A 17888-nucleotide genomic window follows, 5' to 3' on the forward strand; every position below is an offset into this window, starting at 1 on the left:
ACGCGTTGCACGGCACGGAAGAAGTTACTGCCCGGGACCTGCTGGCGCGGATCTTCGAGGCGGACCAGGACCTGCTGATCGATGACTGGGTCCGCTTGCAGCTGGCCGATTCGCCTGCTCAGCTCGGCGAGGAAGGGCTTCGGCGCGAAGCCAAAGAACTGTTGGGAGCGCTCCACGGCGCCCTCGGCACTGACCTTCCGCCAGGTCAGGTCGTCGAGCGCGACGAAGCGGTCCGCTCCGCCCTGCGAGGACTGTCCGAGCGGCGAGCCCGTGCGGGCGCCGCTCCCTCGGCCACCGCTCAGGCGATCTTCGCACTCAAGCGCACCGCGCTGACGGCGCTCGAACGGCACACCGACGACCCCGCCGCGCGCTACAGCACCTCACAGGCGATCAACCAGCTCCTCGACGCCGCGGGCCTCCTGACGTTCTCGGTCTATGTCGAAGGGCGCGAGGAGATCATCCGCCGCCAGCACCAGCAGATGGTGGAGCTGTCCACCCCGGTGGTGCGGCTGTGGCGGCAGGTGCTGGCCGTACCCCTGATCGGCACGCTCGACAGCGCCCGCACCCAGGTCGTGATGCAGAACCTCCTGGAGGCGATCCAGACCCACCAAGCCCGCGTGGCGATCATCGACATCACCGGCGTGTCCACCGTGGACACGGCGGTGGCGCAGCATCTGCTGCAGACCGTCAGTGCGGTCCGGCTCATGGGCGCCGAATGCCTGATCAGCGGGGTCCGCCCGTCGATCGCCCAGACCATCACCCAGCTCGGCATCGACCTCTCGCACATCGTGACCCGCGGCTCGCTGGCCGACGCGCTGGCCACCGCGATGACCCTGCTCGACGGCCCCCGCACCCACGCGGTGACCGGGTGAATCCCGGCGCCGGCCTGCCGATCCTGCGACTCGGGGACATCCTGATCAGCGGGCTGCTCAGCGACCTCGACGACACGACCGCACTCCGGTTCACCGACGAACTCACCACCCGGATCTCCGACGAAGGGATCCGCGGCGTCATCCTCGACATCTCCCGGCTGGAGATCATCGACTCCTTCGTCGCGCGGGTACTGATGGAGCTCGCCGCCACCGGACGAGTGCTGGGCGCGCGGATGATCGTCGCCGGGATGCGCCCCGCCGTCGCGATCACCCTGTCCGGACTCGGCCTGCGGCTCACCGGGGTGCAGACCGCGCTCAACGCCGAACAGGCCATGGAACTGCTGGGGTGGCGCCCGCCCACCGAGGCCGCCGAAGAGGCGCCTCATGCTTCCTGACGAACTCACCGACCAGGGACCGCGCGAACACTCCGTGCGCGCGGAAGAGGACCTGCTCAGCGCCCGGCACGCGGTACGGGCCGACGCGGTCGCGGCCGGCTTCTCGATCGTCGACCAGACCAAGATCGTCACCGCCGCCAGCGAACTGGTCCGGAACGCCTACATCCACGGCGGTGGCGGAACCATGACGATCGCCATCGTGCGAGACGGCCGGGGCCGGGTGGGCCTGAACCTGTCCGTCCGCGACGAGGGACCCGGCATCGCCGACGTCGAGCAGGCCATGACCGACGGCTTCTCCACCGGCGCCGGTCTCGGGCACGGCCTCGGCGGCACCCGGCGGCTCGTCGACGAGTTCACCATCGACACCGCCCCCGGTAAGGGCACCACGGTCACCGTCGTGCGCTGGAAACGATGACCGTCACAGTCGCGCAGGGCACGACACTGATCCGCATCGACCACGCGAGCGCGGTCTACACCGCCGTACGGGCGGCCCGCGAGGTCGCCGCGAAGGCGGGCCTGCCCGAAGTGCTCGCCGAACGCGCCGCCGTCATCGCCTCCGAACTGGCCGGCAACATCGACAAACACGCCAGCGACGGGTCCGTGTTCGTCCAGCAATCCCTTGCCGGGCACGGGATCGACATCTACGCCACCGACGCCGGACCGGGCATGGCGAACCTGGACTACTGGCGAATCGACGGCCACTCCACGACGGAGACGCTCGGCACGGGACTCGGCGCCGTCGGCAGGCTCGCCACCGAGTTCCGGATCCGGTCGGCACCCGGAGCCGGCACCATCGCGGCGGCCAGGGTGCTCGCGCCCGGCAGGCCGGCGGCCGGGATCGCCCACGTCCGCTTGCCGCATGAAGGCGAAGAGCGCTGCGGCGACGCCCTCGCGCTGTCGACGGTGCGCGGTGTCCGCACGATCGCCATCGTGGACGGGCTCGGCCACGGCCCCGAAGCCGGCGACGCCGCGGAAGCCGCGATCGAGGTCTTCGGCCAGCGGCCGGGCCGTTCGCTGTCCGAGCAGCTGACCGCCATGCACCGAAGGCTGCGGCAAACCCGCGGTGCCGCGGTCGCCTTGGCCCGTGTCTCCGGTGACCTCCTGGAATTCTGCGGGGTCGGCAACATCAGCGGCCTGGTACTGACACCCGGACGGAGCCAGCCGCTCCTGAGCACACCCGGCGTGGTCGGTTTCAGCCTGCCCTCGACGCACGTGCGCTCCCTCGCCCTGGCCGGTCCGCACGTCATCGTGCTGCACACCGACGGAATCGGCACCGGGTGGCGCGGTCCCGCACCCCTCGGTCCCCTCCCGGAACCTTCGCTGCTCACCGCGGACCTCGCCCAGCACCACCGCGATCCCCGCGATGACGCCACCGTGATCGCGTTCGGCCCGGGTGGTGACACGACATGACGCACCCCCACGTGGCCCGGTTACGCCGCCGTCTGCGCCAGGTCTGTGCCGCCGCGGGCGTCCCGGCCGAGGACAGGGCACGGCTCGTCCTCGCCGTGACCCTGCTCGCCGAGGCCGCGGGAGACACCGGCGGACAGACCCGGCTTTCGTCGTCCACAGTGGACAACCGGCTGGCCGTGACGTTGCGCTTGCCGCAGTCCGTCGGACAACGGCGACGCAACGCCCTCCCTCTCCTGCCCGATGCCGGGGACAGCGCGACCTTGACCTGGTATCTCGGCACCGGCAATGTCGCCGTGGCCGTGCCGGACGACGACGAGGCGGCCACGCGGGAGGAGATGCTGGCGCTGGCCGCCCGCGCCGACGTGATCGCCAAAGAGCAGCGCGAACTCAAACACGAGCTGGCGGAGACGAACAGCGGCGTACTCGCCATGTACGTCGAACTCGAGGAACGGGACGAACAACTGCGCCGGGCGCACGCGGTGATCTTCCGCGAACTCGAAGACGCGCTGCGCCCGCCACCGCCGCGCGTCGACGGCTTCGAACTGGCCGTGCACTACGCGCCCAGCGAGCCGGACTCCCCCACCGGCGGCGATCTCTACGACTGGTTCGTGCTGCCCGACGGGAACCTGCACGTCACCCTCGTCGACGCCGTCGGGCACGGCGTCACCTCGACCCGGCACGCACTGACCGTCACCCACGCCATCCGCACCCTGGCGCTGGAAGGCCATCCCCTCGACGACCTGATCGCCCGCGCCGCCCGCACCCTGGCGACCATCGAACCCGATCTGATGGCGACCGTCCTGCTGGCCAGGCTCGACCCGGTCACCGGCGACGTCACCATCGCCAACGGCAGCCACCCCCGCCCCGTCCTCCTCACCGCCGCGGGCGACACCGAACTCCTGGTGCCCGCTCTCGTCGGCCGAGGCGTCGGCTTCCCGGACCCCGGTACGGGCAGCCTGGTCCGCCGCACCCTCGCTCCGGGCGACCTGCTCCTCCTCTACACCGACGGCTTGACCGAAAGCCGCAAAAACCATCAGGAAGGCGAAGCCCGGCTACTGGCCGCCGCTCCCCGCCACACCGGGAAACCCACAGTGACGATCCCCAGTGCGCTGGCCACCGAGATGCACGACGTGGTGCTGCACGCCGACGACACCGTCGTCATCGCGATCCGACGCGAACCGGTGATTCCGTCCGCCACTCCGCTGCCCTGACCTGCGGGTCTTCCGCACGACGGTGCTCGAAGATCAGCGCAAGAGAAAATCTATGGTCGCCAGGGTAGACATTCGGCGTCGGATGCATGTAGTGTTCTTCTTGTACCGAGAGAGACAACGTCAAGCAGGCGCGGGAGATGACGGAACTACCCGCGAGGTGAGACAAGACGGTCAGGCAGGACGAAGCCGATCAGTGCACAGGTTTCGACTGGTGACCGGTGAAGTACCGGGATCGTGGAAGTGAAGACGTGAACAGCAAGGCCGATCCCGGCGAAGCAGTGCAGTAGGCAGTAAACGAAGTACCAGTTGCAAAAGCAGTACCAGTAGTTGCAGTAGTCAGTAGTTGCAAGTAGTCAGTGCAGGACGGTCGGGTGACCGGAGCCGATTTTCGGCAGGCTCCGGTCACCTGGACCAGCGGTATGACGCGTGCTGGAGCCGATCGGTGAAAGGGTTCCGGCCGGTGATCGGCAGAATCGCGATAGCAGTAAGAAAGAAACCGGAAGAAGGGAACGGGAACATCATTGGATCGCCCGCCGCGGCTGGGCAGTAGTGCCGCGCGGGTACCGCAGGCCCATCGGATTGGAAGGTGGTTCTCGGTCACGAACAAGCGATCTCCGCGTCGTCCACTTCTCGGACGGACACCGCGGTTGCAGGACGCCGGCCTCACGGCCGGACGGCAATGATGAAACCCGACCCTTGAGACCCCGGGAGCCGCGAGTGGCTCCCGGGGTTTCTTGCGTCGTGGTCAGTCCAGCCGGAGGCGGCGGGTGAGAGCGTCGCGAGCCAGGTCGGTCAGGGAGCGGTCGTGGCGGAAGGCGTGTGCGCGTAGCCGGGCCAGTGCCTGATCGGGCGGGATGGCGAGGGCGGTGGCGAGGACACCGGCGGCTTGCTGGACTTCTGCTCGGTAGCGGCGGAGGCCGTCGCCATCTCCGGAGGCGCCGGTGGCCGGGATCGGCGCGCTCCGCATCAGCAAGGGCAGCAGCCCGTCGCGGACGCGATGAAAATCGTGTGACTGCGATGCGGTCATGGCACCGGGCGTGGCCCGGTAACCGGTGAGGGCCCCGAAAGTCCCGTCGTCGGCTCGCAGCGGCGCGGCGATGACGGCTCGGGCCGCGGATTGCATCGCCGCGGGCAAGAACAACGGCCAACGGGCCTGGTCGGTGGCGACGAGATCGGGTTCGGACACCGTGTAGCCCTGCTGGACGGCTTCCAGGGTGGGACCGTCACCGAGGGTGTATTGCAGATTGTCCAGGTCGTGGCCCGGCCCGTCCGCTGGGTCGCACCACACCAGTTCCAGCGTCCCAGTGCTGTTGATCAGGTCGATGGTGAGCGCATCGAGACCGAGCGGCTCGGCGATCCGCAGGGAGGCGACGGCGCCGAGATGTTGCCCTTCTTCGGCCGCGCGGTGCAGGTGAGCCAGAACGGTCTCGACGTCATCAGGCGTTGTCATACCGTCACCGCGAGATCAGTGTTGTGCAATCGGAGTCACCTGTCGGGTGGGTTCCTCAACCGCGGTGACGTGGATCCAGCCACCGGCGAGCTCAGGAGCAGTTACCCGCAGAGGGGTCCGTCATGCCCGCTGGCAGGTGCTCGGCTCGCCTCATTCTCGGGTGGCCCGCCCGAGGCCGCATTCCGACCGGTTCCACACAGTCTGAACGACCTCACGATACGTGACTCATTGTAGCGCTCCCGCCGGAACGGACGAACGCGGCCATGACCTCAGGCGAACGACCATGGAGGGCGAGACGCTGGGGCCGCCAACCCGAGCCTCGTCTGGCGGAGCAGCTACCTCAGGTCTATTTCCGCGCCACGAGCCGGTCCCACAAGTCGAAGTCATGCAGGTTCGCCCGGTCGACCTCGCCGTCAACGGGCGATCGTCATACGGAAGATCAAACAGGTACTTCAGCTCGGACGCGTGTCCGGCCAACGGCTGGACACCCACCGGAAACTCGAGAATCGGCGTGCCATGCGGTCCAGGAATTCATAGGCGTAGACCGGCACCGTTGCCGAGAACGTCGTTCACTCGCCTGCTGGGCCCAGGCCCAGTCCAGATCACTCATGACCGCACCGATGGCCTGTGCCGCCGCCCCACCCCATCAGCACTTCAGGTGCCGCCGCTGACATGTCCCCTGGTCAAGGCTATGGCCGGACGGCGACGGCGTCCACTTCGAAGAGCATGTCCGGCAAGGCCAGCGCCGCGACGCCGAGAAGTGTCTGCGTGGGTGGCCGCCCACCCCAGATCCGCCCGATGAGCGTACCGACGGTCTCGAGCTTGGCGGCGTCATGTCCGACGATGTACGTGCGGAGCTGCACGACGTGACTGAAGTCGAGCCCCACCTCCGCCAGCGCGATCCTCACGTTCTCCAGCGATTGTGCGACCTGTTCGGTGAAATCGCCCGACGTGACGTGACCGTCGGCATCAGACGCGTACTGACCGGCGATGAAGACGAGTTCACCGGCTGTGGTGGCGATGTGGCTGTAGCCGAATCGCACCGGGTCGTGCAGCCCGGACGGATTGATGATGTCGTGCGCCATGAAAACGTCCTCCAACGAATTCCAACAACTTTCAGGTTCGGCCCCGCGAAGCACCGACGGGTGTGTTCGGGCATGGCGTAGCCGGTCAGGCAAGATGTCTGACCGCCGTCCCGTGTCGTGTCTTCTTCGTGATGCTGGATGCGGCATACCCAGAGGGCGAAAACCAGTCATCGGCCCTCGGTATTCCACTCGCCGGGCGTGAGGTCGGCCCCATGGTGACGCGGGGCGCCGAGGTGCGCACGAGATCGCCTTGTCCGGCACTGCCGTCGACAGAAGCACCTCACTGCCTGGCCCCGACGCGGAAAAGCCTGGTGGGCCGCCTTCCTCGCGATGACCCACCAGGCTTCGTTCCGCGGCCGGTGACCGCGGTGGCCGGTCAGAAGGTGACCGTGAACCCGTCGATCGAACCGGTGTCGAACTTGTAGACGTCCTGCGCGCTCAGCTTCCAGGTGCCGTTGGCGTTCTCCCCGGAGGCGTCGACCGTATACGTCTCGTGGACACCGCCCGCGGAACCGGCCCCGCCGGAACCCTTCAGCCGGTAGGCCTTGCCGCTCGGCCCGATCAGGTCGAGCACCAGGTCACCCGTGTAGGTGTGGCTGACGTCGACCTTCACCGGCAGCGACGAAGACGCCCTGCCGTCGCAACCCTCCTGCGTCAGCGAACTCGCCACCGCGGCGCCGGCGTCCGGAATCGCCACGGGAGTGGTATTCGACTTCGTGCCGCACTTCGGCGCGGGATCACCGCTCCCGATGAACGAGACGTTGAGCAGCTTGTTCAGCGAACCACTGCCCGGATTCTTGACGACCCCGTCGGAAGCGTTGTTCACCAGCGCGTCCCGGACCTGTTTCGGCGTCGCGGACGGGTTGGCCGCCAGGTAGAGCGCGGCCGCTCCGACGACGTGCGGCGTCGCCATCGAGGTCCCGTTCATCACCGCGGTGCCGCCACTGCTCGGGCTCAGCGAGGTGATGTTGCTGCCGGGCGCGAAGATGTCCGTACAGGGACCGTAGTTGGAGAAGCCGGACCGGTTGTCGTTGGACTCCGTGGCGTTCACTGTGATGGCTTCCGGCACCCGGGCGGGGCTGGTGTTACAGGCGTCGGTGGAGGCGTTGCCCGCCGCGACGCCGTAGACGACACCCGACGCGATCGACTTCTTGAGCGCGTCGTCGCCCACACCGGGTGCGTCCATGGTGAGGCTCATGTTCGCCACGGCGGGCTTCTTCGCGTTGGCCGTCACCCAGTCGACCGCGTCGATGATGCCCGAGTCGGGCCCGGTGTTGTTGCAGCCCAAGACCTTCAGCCCGACGATCTTGACCTTCTTCGCGACGCCGTAGGTCTTGCTGCCGATGGTTCCGGCGGTGTGGCTGCCGTGGCCGTTGCAGTCCTTGCCGTCCCCGCCCATGAAGTCCTTGCCGAGGCTGGCGCGGCCTTCGTATTCCGGGTTCGACGGGTTGATGCCACTGTCGAGGTCGTACGCGGTGACGCCCTCGCCGCTGTTGTTGTAGGTGTACTTCTTGTCCAGCGGCAGGCTCTTCTGGTCGACACGGTCCAAACCCCACGTCGGGTTCGCCTGTGTGTCCGCGCCGCGGGCCGTACCGTCCTGGTAGACGGCCTTGACCGACGGGTCCGCCGCGAGCCGCCGCGCCTGCTTCTCGGTCATCTTCTTGACCGAGAAGCCGTTCAGCGCCGCGGACCAGGTGGACCGCACCTCGCCGCCGAAGCGTTCGGTCAGCGACGACGCCGACGCCTGCGCGGCCGCGGCGCCGTCCTTCAGCACCACGATGTACTGGTCGCCGTAGTGCTGTTTCGCCTGCACCACGACACCTTCGGCTTCGGCCGCGAGCGCGTTCCCGCCGCCGAGCGCCAGCAATGGCGTCAGCACACCCAAGGCCAAGAGGACTTTCCGGTGGTTACGCATAAGGGTTCACCTCAGGATTCGGGGCGGTCACTGGACGGTGAGCGTGTACGTGGCGGTCGAGGTCTTGCCGGTACCGTCTTTCGCGGTGACGGTGATCGGGTAGGTGCCCGCCTGGTAGGGCGCGTAGATCCGCATCTCGGAACTGCCGCCGCTGGAGATCGTTTGCGGGGTGAAGAACGGGGCGATGGGCAGGCCCTGTCCCGAGGCCGAAAGAGCGATGGTGCCGCTACCGCCGGTCGCGGAAACCGTCGCGCTCAGGAATCCCGAGGCGCGAACGGTGCCCGACCCCGGGTTCACCGTCACCTTGAGGTCACCCGGCTGACTTCCGCCCTTCCCCACGGTCAGCGTCAGCGTGGTGGTCACGGTGTCGGTCGTCCCCTTGCCGGAGACGGTGATCGTGTAGTCCTTCTCCGGGGTGTTCGCGGCGGTCTCGATCGTCAGTTTCGCGGTGTCACCGGAGTTGATGGACGGCGGCTGGAAGGTCGCCTTGGCGCCGTCCGGCAGCCCGGACGCGCCGAGCGCGACGCTCTCGCTGCCGTTCTTGCCCGGCTTGCTCGTGATCGACGTCGAGATGTACTTGCCGGGCTCGACCTTCACCGAGCCGGGCGAAGCCGCGAGGGTGAACTTGTCGGTGCTGGGCACTTCACCGATCTGCTGCTTGACCCAGTCGCCCATCTCGTTGTTGAGCCTGCTGTAGACGCTGTACCACCGGAAGTCGCTGCGGCTCCACGACGTGATGCCGACGACGACACCGTTGACGATGAACGGGCCACCGCTGTCACCGGGAAGGACGGTCTTGCGGCCGTCGGAGTACCCGGCGCAGATCATCGTCTTGGGGTCGACGCCGTTCTCCACGCCGGTGCACTGGTTCGCGGGGACGATCGGCAGCGTCAGCTTCTGCAAAGTGACGTCGGCGGGACTGTCGTCGTAGGTCTTCTTGCCGTAGCCCAGGCTGAAACCGTCCTTGCCCGGCGCCTCGAGACCGGTGTCGGCGGAGGTGGCGACCTTCGCGTAACCGCCGGCGGGAACGGGGATGTCGGCGTCGGTGGTGATGATCGCGACGTCGTAGCCGTACCAGGGCTGGGTGAACTTCGGATGGACCTGGTAGTCGACGGCCTTGAGCTGCGTGCCGCCGGTGCTCACCAGATCGTCAAGTCCATAGAGGACGGACTTCTCCCCGGCCAGTTCCTTGCAGTGCGCCGCGACCATCACCTTGCGGGGCGCCACTACGGAACCGCTGCAGCTCTGCCCCCTCGGCCTGGAGCCGCCTTCACGCAGGGCCGCGATGGCGAAGGGATAGTCCTTCACCGAAGCGGGCACGCCGCCGATGCCCTGGGCGTGGGCGCCGTCGGGAATCGGGGCGGCATCGGTGGGAGCGATCGCCGAAGCGGTCGGCTGGGGCGTCGCCCCGGCGGTTCCCCCGGCCACGGGAATCGAAAGCGCCGCCACACCCAGTGCCAGCAGTCCGAGAACTCTTTTCCTTTTCATGGTGTTTCCTTTCAGCGGGGAGGAAATCAGAAGGTCAGCGCGAAGCTGTCGAGCACGCCGGTGTCGAACCGGTAGACGTCCTGGACGCGCAGCTTCCAGTCACCGGAACGGTTCTCGCCCGAGGTGTCGACGGTGTAGGTCTTGGAGAGGTCGATGGTGCTGTCGCCGCCCGCCTGCTCGAGGGTGACGACCTTGCCGCTAGGCGTGATGAGGTCGACCTTGAGATCGCCCGTGTACGGGTGTTTGATCGCCACGGCCACCGAAGTGCCGGAGGTTCCCTTCGCGTCGCAGGAACCGATGGTCACGGTGCTGCCCACGGCTTCACCCGCGTCCGGGATCGCGACGTCGTCGCCGCTGACGCCACCCGCGCAGGACGGCGGGTTCGGCGTGCCTCCGCCGAGGAAACCGGTATACAGCAGCTTGTTCGGCGATCCTTTGGCATCGGAGATCTTGCCGGGCGTGCTGTTGTCGAGAAGCGCCTTGGTGACCTGCGCCGGGGTGGCCAGCGGATTCTCGGTCAGGTAGAGCGCTGCCGCGCCTGCGACGTGCGGGGTGGCCATCGACGTGCCGCTCATCTGCTGCGTGCCACCGCCGTTGCGGGTGGAGGTGATGTTGCTGCCCGGTCCGAACAGGTCTGTGCAGGTGCCGTAGTTCGACGACTGTGACGAGTTGAAGATCGACCGCCTGTCCTGGATGTCGCTGGCGGCGACCGTGATCGCTTCCGGCGTGCGGGCGGGCGAGACGCCGCAGGCGTCCTGCCCCTCGTTGCCCGCGGCGACCGTGACGGTGATCCCGGCCTGGACCGCGCCCCGCACCGCTTGGTCCACAGTGGACGTCGCGCCGCCGCCGATGCTCATCGTGAGCACCGCGGGCTGCTTGGCGTTCTTGGTGACCCAGTCGATACCGGACACGATCGTCGACCACGGCGCACTGGAATTGCAGCCGAGTACCCGGACGGCGACGATCTTCACGCCCTTCGCGACACCGTAGGTCGTACTGCCGACGGTGCCCGCGACGTGCGTGCCGTGGCCATGACAGTCCGACGCGTCGCTGTCATTGTCGACGAAGTCATAGCCGCTGCTCGCGCGCCCGCCGAACTCGCTCTGCCGGTAGTCGGTCCCGGTGTCGAGGACGTAGACGGTGGCACCGTCACCCTTGTTGGCGTAGCCGTACTTCTTGTCCAGCGGCAGATCTTTCTGGTCGATCCGGTCCAGTCCCCAGGTGGGATCGTTCTGGACGTCGGTCGCGTACGCGATGCCGTCCGGCTCGACCGAGGCGACCGCAGGATCCGCGGCGAGCCGTTCGGCCTGTGCTTCGGTCATCCGGCTCGCGAAACCGCGCAGCGCGGCGTCGTAGGTGCGCGTGACCTGCCCGCCGTAGCCGGCTGCCAGTGCCTGGACGTTCGTGGTGGGGGCCTGTCCCGCCTTGAGAGTGACCAGGTAGGCGCCGGATATCGTCGTAGGCCCCCCTTTCAGTATCGCTTGGCTCCCTGCCGACGCGGTGGCAGGAAGTCCGAGTGCGGTGCCGGAAAGGGCAAGGGCGAGGCCGGCGACCACGGCGGCCCTTCGAGTACGGAAACGTTCAGCCATCGGCATACTCCTCTGAAGCGGGGAAAGGCAGGGAGAGAGACGAACGTGACCGCGACCACGTTGCGACAACTGTGAAATCTCAAGCCAGGAGAAACAATAGTGGCCTTTCCGCGCCGACTACTCAATTAACTCGCACAATGGCCTGACCAGGGGTTTTCACCGAATAGACAGTTGCGATGTCGATCGTGGAAAATATTCAGTACAGTAGCGAAAACAGATGCGGGAACCCACTTATTGACGTGCGCACACAAATGCGCACTCGATTCTGCGATAGTCGGGTAAGCGGCGTGGTCAGGCTGTCGTCGAGTCGCGCGGAAGGGAGAGCCGGGTGCGCAGCAATTCCTCGCTCAGCACCGCACGCGAAGGCAGCTCGAGTTTGCTCAGCGCCCGGCCGATATGGGTCTCGACCGTGCGCGCCGACAGGAAGAGCCGTTCCGCGATCTGGCGGTTGGTGAGGTTTCGCGCCGCAAGGAGCACGACTTCACGCTCGCGGGGTGACAGAGCCTGGCCGTAGCCCCGGCGTCCACGCCGCGGGGTGCGGGGGTCCTCGCGGCGGACCAGGACCCGGCGGCACCGCTGAGCGTCCACCAGGGCCCCGAGCGCACGATAGGTCGTCTCGGCCGAGGTGAACGCACCCAAGAGTCGCTCCTGGTCATCGAGTTGAAGGTGGCATTCACCGGCGAGTTCGTCCGCGCCTGCGGCGGCGTAAGGGCGAGGCAGGGCGTGATATGCCTTGGCAGCCTGGCCGAACAGTTCGGCGGCTTCGGCAGGCCGGGCACGGGCGAGCAAGCCGTGACAGAGTATTTCCGCGGCGTGCGCGAGTGGTGCGTCGCGACCGGCGATGCCCTGACGGTACTCGGCCACAAGCTCTCGGGCGGCGTCGGCCTCCTGCCGGTCGAGCATGATCCGCACGGCCAGGGGCACCAGCTCCGCCGCCCAGACCCAGTTGTTCTTACGGCGCAGACTGTCCAAACCGAAATCCGCGAGCCGCCATGCCGCGGCGAGATCCTTTCCCGCGAGCAGCACCGCCACTCGCCCGGCGAACGCGGACGCCTGCAGCGGCGCGCTTCCACCGGCGAGGGCGAAAGCGGCGTCGAAATTACTCAGTGCCGACGCCCGATGCCCCAGCTCGAAATCGTGCCAGCCGAGTGCGAGCAACGGTTCCGCGGCGAGCGAGCTTTCGTGGCCGACCCGGTCGGCCAAGCGACGGGCCTGGGTCTCCACCTGTGCCCCCGCTCCGGTTGCGACATCGATCCGGAGGCCGGCTCCGTCAGCCAGAGCCTCCAGATACGGCTGGTGCTCATCCAGGATCAGGCGGCGCGCCGTCGCGAGGTACGTCCGGGCGACCGGGTAGTGGCCGTTCCACGCGGCCGCGTCGGCGAGATTGATGTAGGTCCGGCTGACCTGCCGGCGCACGTCCGCCGACGACGGCGAGTCCAGGAGGGCGCCGACGTCCTGCCAGACTCCGGGATCGGCCACTTGCATCCGGCTGGACATCCGGTTCGCGGCCACCGCGGCGAGCACCTCGACGTCGCGGATACCTTTGCTCACCTGTTCCGCTTGGTCGAGCCAGCGCAGGTTCTCCTCGACCGGCACCGTGCCGACATGGGGTAGTGCCAGCGTGGCCAGGCCGCGGGCGAGCAGGGCACGCTTGCCGGAGAGATCGCTGAGGGCGAGTTCGATCTCCGCACGCCCGGCGTCCACCTGCCCGGCCTGGTTGATCAGCACCCTGCCGAGGTTGAGCCGGATCTCGCCTCGTGCCGTCCTGGTCAGTGACCAGTCGCGCAGCGCGGTGCGGAGCAGCTGCACCGTGTCCTCGTCGACCAGGCCATGCACCATCTCCCTGCCGAGCCGCACGGCGAACTTCTCTCTCTCCGCTCGCGGTAATCCTGGGTCCTCGATTACCGCCGCGAGCAGCCGAACGGCGTCGTCCGGGCTTCCCTCCGCCATCGCGCTGTCGACGGCGACGGAGGTCCATCGGGTCCATTCCGCCAGTTCACCCGCCTCGCGGTGGTGATGAGCGATCCGTGCCGCGGCCGGTTCCGTATCGGCAGCGAGAAGCTCGGCGGCGCGTGTGTGCACCAGGCATCGGCGCGGTCCCGGAATCGATTCGTACACGGTGTCGGCCAGCAACGGACTGCGAACTCTGTACCGGTCCCGCCCCGAATCCAGCAGGAATCCGGCATCCAGCGCGCCCATCAAGGCTTCGACGATTCCGTCATCGTCCACACCGGACACCTTCGCGAGCGCGCGGCTTCCCGCCGAATGCCCCAGCACCGCCGCCGCTTCGACGAGCGACGCGCAGCCGCGCGAGGTCTCCGCGAGCCGCGCAGCCACCGACGTGGTCCAGGCCGACGGGAGAACGGTCTCGGCGAGCTTCATCGCGGATCGCTCGTCCGCGACCTCCGCGATCGCCTTGAGTACGGCGTCGACCGCGCCGGCGACCCCGCCGGTCCGCCGGTGGATCCGCTCGGCGAGTTCGCGCGACCCCACCATCTCGGCGACCTGCTCGATCTCCAGCGGCTCCAGGGTGAAGTGCGCGGTCACGCCCGATCGGGGAGGCCACCAGGTGGCCCCGGGCACGGGTTGCCGCCGACGGGGCACCGAACTGGTCACTACAGCCAGGCGTGGTGAGGGGAAGGCCGCCAGATAGCGCAGGAGATCGCGTGTCTCCTCGTCGGCGTCGTGGACGTCGTCGACGAGGAGGACGGTGCGCTCGTGCAGCGTCAGCAGTTCACGCAACGCCCTGAAGACCAACGCACGCGGCGAGCCTGCCGCCTCCAAGGGCGGCGGCAGCACGGCGTCGAGTTCCGGAAGCAGTGGCCGGAGGCAACCCGCGAGGGGTGACAGCCTCGCGGCCGATGCGGCCCATTCGACGGTAGCTGCCTTCAGGGCCTCGAGTACCGGCCCGAACGGGACGGGATCGGCCAGTCGCGCGCACCGCGCCTCGATCACGACGGAGTCCTGGCGTTCGTGACTGCCGAGCCGCCCGAGCAACGTCGTCCGCCCGGCGTCGGGTTCGCCCTCGACCACGACAAAGGCGGCGGGCCGGTCGACCTCCTTGACCACCTGGGGCCACTCCGGACGGCTCGTCATCCGGGTGGCCGTGCCAGGTCGACAAGACAGTCGAACAGCACCTCCGCCGCGTCACGCACCGCTTGCGAGGTGGCGTCGGACGTTCCGATGACTCCGGAGAGCTGCTCCCAGGCAGGTCTGCCCACCACCCGGGCGATCACGGCCCTGACCGCGGCCGGTTCGCCGGGCAGCGAGCGCAACGCATCCTCTCCCCCACTGAGCCCGCTACCCGGCGCGAGTGCGTCGAGGCAGCGCGCGAGCACCTCGCCGATGAGCCGGATCGCCACCGGACGTGAGGAACCCCGTAGGTACGGGGCGACGTCCGGCATGGTGGCCAACCGGTGCGCCACACCCATCACCATGCGCTCCCTGACCAGGTGCAATTCGAGAGCGGACACCACAGTCTCCTGGACTCGCTTCGACACGGTCCTCCCTTCGGCAGGCGGTCTCCTACACCTTCCACCCGGACAATGGCACTGACCAGTACAAAGGCGATAAGTAAGGGCCCTGAGCAATCCGGGTCACCTTCGCCGACCAGGGTTCACACCCTCCTACGTGGCGTTCGCCGCCTTGTTGCGCTCGAACTCGGACCAGCCGTCGTCGTCCTGGGCGAGGCCAGGGTTCGCACCGAAGAAGACGCTCTTGGCGGTCTGGTCGCCGGTGAGGTGATAGCGCAACCACGCGGTAACCGCGCCCACCAGCCGGTAGCGAGTCTCCCCTTGCAGGAAGTGCGTAGCGCCCTTCAGCTGGCCGTACACCGCAGGCACCTGGTCGCAGGCCAAGAACCTGCTGTGGACGTAGAACGCTGGGACGACGGTGTCCGCCTGGCCGGACACGAAAAGCGCCGGGCCGTGCAGCTTGTTCACGTTGCCCAGCGGTCCCGGCATGATCGGGATGACGGTTTTGACCAAGGGATCCGCACCCGCGGCGATCGCGCCGCCCCCACCCTGGGAATGCCCCGCGGCCGCGATCCGGCCGACATCGATCCGGCCGTGGAAGACGCTGCCCGCACGGGAGTTCTCCGCGATCAGGTATTTCGCTCCGTCGAGCATTTCCTTCCCCGAGCCCGACTGACCGGTGTTCGCCGCCACGACGACGTAGCCCCAGCTCGCGAGGTGCGTGAACAGGAGTTCGTACTGTTCGACCGTCGCACCGGTGCCGTTCCCCCAAACCAGTACCGGGTGAGCGGAGGCGTCACCTCCGAGGTCCGCCGGGTAGTACAGCGTGTGCGTGGCGCCGCCTGCGACCTTGACGGACCCGTGTGTACCTTCCTTTTCGTAGTCACGGGCACCGATCGAGTAATTCTGCGGCGTGGCAATGGACACCGCGGGGGTCAGGGCGACCGCGGCGGTCACGGTGGTCGCGGCCAGGAAAGCCCGGCGAGTGAATGAACGCATGCTTCCTCCGGTGAGAAGAACGGAACGGAGCCGTGGAGGCGCCGATAAGGTCGACGACAATCCGGAAAGAGCTACCGGCGCAGGGTCGATTTCTTTCCGCGCGATGGGATCAGGACGACGTCGTGAACCTAGCGCCGAGCGTTTCACCGGACCAGGTTTCTGTGAACGTCGATATCGCCCGGGCGGAGAACCCCAGGTCGGCGTCCGCTGTTCACAGAATTACCTCACCAGTCCCAGCACGCGCCTTGGATGCCAGGGCCTAGATCACGCATCGCCAACGTGACCATGCGAGTGGCCCCGATATTCAGCGGAGTTCCTTTACGCTGGGGGCCCGTGAGCGCCCGCTGTTCGTACGCGCGCACCCGTTTCGGTACCCGCAGGCCGAACTGGACCTGGCAGAGGTATTCCGCGGCCGGTCTCGTGAACCGCCGGTGGTAGTGGTCGAGACGGGCGCCGGGCGGGAATCGGATCTCGTAGTCAAGGGCCGTCACCTCCCCTGCCCCGAGCGTGCGGTCCAGCAGCATCTCGCCCGCGACCATCCCGCTGTCGGTGTCCACGCTGACCCGTCCCAGCCGCGCGCACCGGACGTCGCGGTAAACCGGCTCCTCCTCAAGCCGCTGGTCAGCCTGGTAGTAGGTCATGAGCCGATCGACCCCGTCGGTCTTGGCTTCGGCGACAAGCCGGACGTGCAGTGACTGTTCGCGTCCGAACTCGTCGAGCACCATGCGGTCGTGGACCGACCAGAAGGACAGCTGCCCGTCCGGCGGTGGCCGCAAATCTTCGGGCAGCGTCCGAAGGTCGGGCCACAGCCGCCGTCGCTCGATGCGGTTCGCGGGCGGCCCGAGCCAGCGGCCGCGTGGTGCCCGGGGCCCGAGCTGGGAGATCAGCGCGCCGGACGGGAGGCCCAACACGAGTTCCAGCTGAGTCACCGCGTGCAGTGAAGTCTCGCGTTCGGGCTGTGAACGCCCGCGCCGCCAGTAGGACAAAGCCGAGCGCGACAGTCGCACACCTCGGATGGCGAGGTGGTGTTGAAGTCGTTCCAAAGACAGCCCGGACTCGTCGATCGCGGCGTCCAGCGTGATCGCGAACGGTCCGGGAAACGGCGGCGTCACCTTTTCATCATGATCATCAGATCACCCAGTCGGAACCGACGAAAGTCCTGAAACAGCGAATGGCCCCAGGTAGAACAGCTCGGTGGGCCACTTCACTGTGGACCTCGACAGCGTGGTGGCGAGTTTTGGCGACGATTCACCACCAGCGGAACTGTGCCAGAGCGGCGTGGAGCCGCCGCCGTTCTCGCGCCCGTGCGGATAACAGGGCGAGATTGCCATGTCCTCAGGATTTCATCGTGAATCGCTGACGTCGGTCGCCGGAGTGCAGCATGGCGATTGGCGAAAAGTGGCAAGCTGATGCGAGTTCGGAGACCGGGCAGAGGCCGCCATCCGGGAGACGGCAAGCAGGATCTTTCTTCTCGTATTCGCCACAGAATCACCACAGGCGGCGTTGGCGAAAAGGGAATGGACTTCTGGTCATGAACTGCTGAAGCGCAGATGCCAGGTGGAACTGGGTGGTGTTGCCGGGATCCACGCGGAAGCCGAGCACGTAGCAGTACGGGTCGCCGTGGACGGTGGCGATGGATAGGCGGGCCGTTGCCCCGCAGGTCGCACTGGAACTGTCCGACCGTCCCCGTCAGCGAGCCGAAAGCCGCCCGAAGTCCGGCTGGATACCCCGAACACGAAGAAGCCCAGGCCAGCTGGCCTGGGCTTGTGCTCCCCCGCTTGGACTCGAACCAAGAACCCTCCGGTTAACAGCCGAATGCTCTGCCAGTTGAGCTACAGGGGATCGTGCTCCGTACCGGCCGGATCGCTCCGACCGATGAGAGAACTTTAGCCCATGCCCTCCGGCGGCTGTACACCCACCCCCACTTTTACGCGCGACCTCGTCAAGCTCGCGTTTTGAGGGACAATGACAGCCGAAGCAAGATCGAACGGAGGCGTTGAC

General features: G+C 67.6%; 14 protein-coding genes and 1 tRNA gene. 5 read left to right on the plus strand and 10 right to left on the minus strand.

The features are described from left to right. The first annotated feature begins 5 nt into the window (after positions 1–5). From AVL48_RS13890 to AVL48_RS13910, 5 genes are read left to right on the plus strand one after another with little or no spacing between them, the layout of a single operon-like run. Positions 6–872 (plus strand): STAS domain-containing protein, encoded by an 867-nt coding sequence (locus tag AVL48_RS13890; protein WP_061982891.1) that lies wholly within the window; start codon positions 6–8, stop codon positions 870–872. Next, entirely contained in the window at positions 869–1267 is a 399-nt protein-coding gene (locus AVL48_RS13895) for an STAS domain-containing protein (protein WP_061982780.1), read from the plus strand. The genes AVL48_RS13890 and AVL48_RS13895 overlap by 4 nt, the downstream gene beginning before the upstream one ends. Continuing rightward, positions 1257–1682, plus strand: a complete 426-nt coding sequence (locus AVL48_RS13900) for an anti-sigma regulatory factor (RefSeq protein ID WP_061982779.1) — start codon at positions 1257–1259, stop codon at positions 1680–1682. Before AVL48_RS13895 ends, AVL48_RS13900 begins: the two co-directional genes overlap by 11 nt. Next, positions 1679–2677 carry an ATP-binding protein gene (locus AVL48_RS13905; RefSeq protein ID WP_061982778.1) on the plus strand — a complete coding sequence of 333 codons (999 nt, stop codon included), beginning with the start codon at positions 1679–1681 and terminating at the stop codon, positions 2675–2677. Before AVL48_RS13900 ends, AVL48_RS13905 begins: the two co-directional genes overlap by 4 nt. After that, on the plus strand, positions 2674–3888 hold the full coding sequence (locus tag AVL48_RS13910) for a PP2C family protein-serine/threonine phosphatase (protein ID WP_061982777.1): 1215 nt from the start codon (positions 2674–2676) through the stop codon (positions 3886–3888). The genes AVL48_RS13905 and AVL48_RS13910 overlap by 4 nt, the downstream gene beginning before the upstream one ends. A gap of 745 nt (positions 3889–4633) precedes the next feature. Here AVL48_RS13910 and AVL48_RS13915 read toward each other — a convergent pair. The 10 genes from AVL48_RS13915 to AVL48_RS13960 all read right to left on the minus strand — a co-directional run bounded on the left by AVL48_RS13915 (position 4634) and on the right by AVL48_RS13960 (position 17729). Next, positions 4634–5338 (minus strand): ANTAR domain-containing protein, encoded by a 705-nt coding sequence (locus tag AVL48_RS13915; RefSeq protein WP_061982776.1) that lies wholly within the window; start codon positions 5336–5338, stop codon positions 4634–4636. Positions 5339–6027: 689 nt separating this feature from the next. Further along, complete coding sequence (locus AVL48_RS13920; RefSeq protein WP_061982775.1) at positions 6028–6423, minus strand: RidA family protein; 396 nt, start codon at positions 6421–6423, stop codon at positions 6028–6030. A gap of 376 nt (positions 6424–6799) precedes the next feature. Beyond that, entirely contained in the window at positions 6800–8338 is a 1539-nt protein-coding gene (locus tag AVL48_RS13925) for a S8 family serine peptidase (RefSeq protein WP_061982774.1), read from the minus strand. A gap of 27 nt (positions 8339–8365) precedes the next feature. Further along, positions 8366–9826 carry a serine protease gene (locus AVL48_RS13930; protein ID WP_061982773.1) on the minus strand — a complete coding sequence of 487 codons (1461 nt, stop codon included), beginning with the start codon at positions 9824–9826 and terminating at the stop codon, positions 8366–8368. A gap of 26 nt (positions 9827–9852) precedes the next feature. After that, positions 9853–11415, minus strand: a complete 1563-nt coding sequence (locus tag AVL48_RS13935) for a S8 family peptidase (protein ID WP_061982772.1) — start codon at positions 11413–11415, stop codon at positions 9853–9855. A 291-nt stretch (positions 11416–11706) separates the two neighbouring features. After that, the gene (locus AVL48_RS13940; RefSeq protein WP_061982771.1) at positions 11707–14511 is read right to left on the minus strand and encodes an ATP-binding protein; all 2805 of its coding nucleotides are present in this window, start codon (positions 14509–14511) and stop codon (positions 11707–11709) included. Further along, complete coding sequence (locus AVL48_RS13945) at positions 14508–14888, minus strand: hypothetical protein (protein ID WP_061982770.1); 381 nt, start codon at positions 14886–14888, stop codon at positions 14508–14510. The genes AVL48_RS13940 and AVL48_RS13945 overlap by 4 nt, the downstream gene beginning before the upstream one ends. Before the next feature lie 153 nt (positions 14889–15041). Next, the gene (locus AVL48_RS13950) at positions 15042–15887 is read right to left on the minus strand and encodes a poly(ethylene terephthalate) hydrolase family protein (RefSeq protein WP_061982769.1); all 846 of its coding nucleotides are present in this window, start codon (positions 15885–15887) and stop codon (positions 15042–15044) included. Between the two features lie 224 nt (positions 15888–16111). Beyond that, the gene (locus tag AVL48_RS13955) at positions 16112–16999 is read right to left on the minus strand and encodes a hypothetical protein (RefSeq protein WP_061982768.1); all 888 of its coding nucleotides are present in this window, start codon (positions 16997–16999) and stop codon (positions 16112–16114) included. A 657-nt stretch (positions 17000–17656) separates the two neighbouring features. After that, positions 17657–17729 (minus strand) — tRNA-Asn (locus AVL48_RS13960). Positions 17730–17888 lie beyond the last annotated feature (159 nt).

The sequence above is a fragment of the Amycolatopsis regifaucium genome, assembly GCF_001613935.1.
In the GTDB taxonomy this organism is placed as follows: Bacteria; Actinomycetota; Actinomycetes; order Mycobacteriales; family Pseudonocardiaceae; genus Amycolatopsis; species Amycolatopsis regifaucium.

Coding starts and splice junctions, on each gene's coding strand:
- AVL48_RS13900 (WP_061982779.1), top strand. CDS start 1,257: ATGCTTCCTGACGAACTCACCGACCAGGGACCGCGCGAACACTCCGTG.
- AVL48_RS13905 (WP_061982778.1), top strand. CDS start 1,679: ATGACCGTCACAGTCGCGCAGGGCACGACACTGATCCGCATCGACCAC.
- AVL48_RS13910 (WP_061982777.1), top strand. CDS start 2,674: ATGACGCACCCCCACGTGGCCCGGTTACGCCGCCGTCTGCGCCAGGTC.
- AVL48_RS13915 (WP_061982776.1), bottom strand. CDS start 5,338: ATGACAACGCCTGATGACGTCGAGACCGTTCTGGCTCACCTGCACCGC.
- AVL48_RS13920 (WP_061982775.1), bottom strand. CDS start 6,423: ATGGCGCACGACATCATCAATCCGTCCGGGCTGCACGACCCGGTGCGA.
- AVL48_RS13925 (WP_061982774.1), bottom strand. CDS start 8,338: ATGCGTAACCACCGGAAAGTCCTCTTGGCCTTGGGTGTGCTGACGCCA.
- AVL48_RS13930 (WP_061982773.1), bottom strand. CDS start 9,826: ATGAAAAGGAAAAGAGTTCTCGGACTGCTGGCACTGGGTGTGGCGGCG.
- AVL48_RS13935 (WP_061982772.1), bottom strand. CDS start 11,415: ATGGCTGAACGTTTCCGTACTCGAAGGGCCGCCGTGGTCGCCGGCCTC.
- AVL48_RS13940 (WP_061982771.1), bottom strand. CDS start 14,511: ATGACGAGCCGTCCGGAGTGGCCCCAGGTGGTCAAGGAGGTCGACCGG.
- AVL48_RS13950 (WP_061982769.1), bottom strand. CDS start 15,887: ATGCGTTCATTCACTCGCCGGGCTTTCCTGGCCGCGACCACCGTGACC.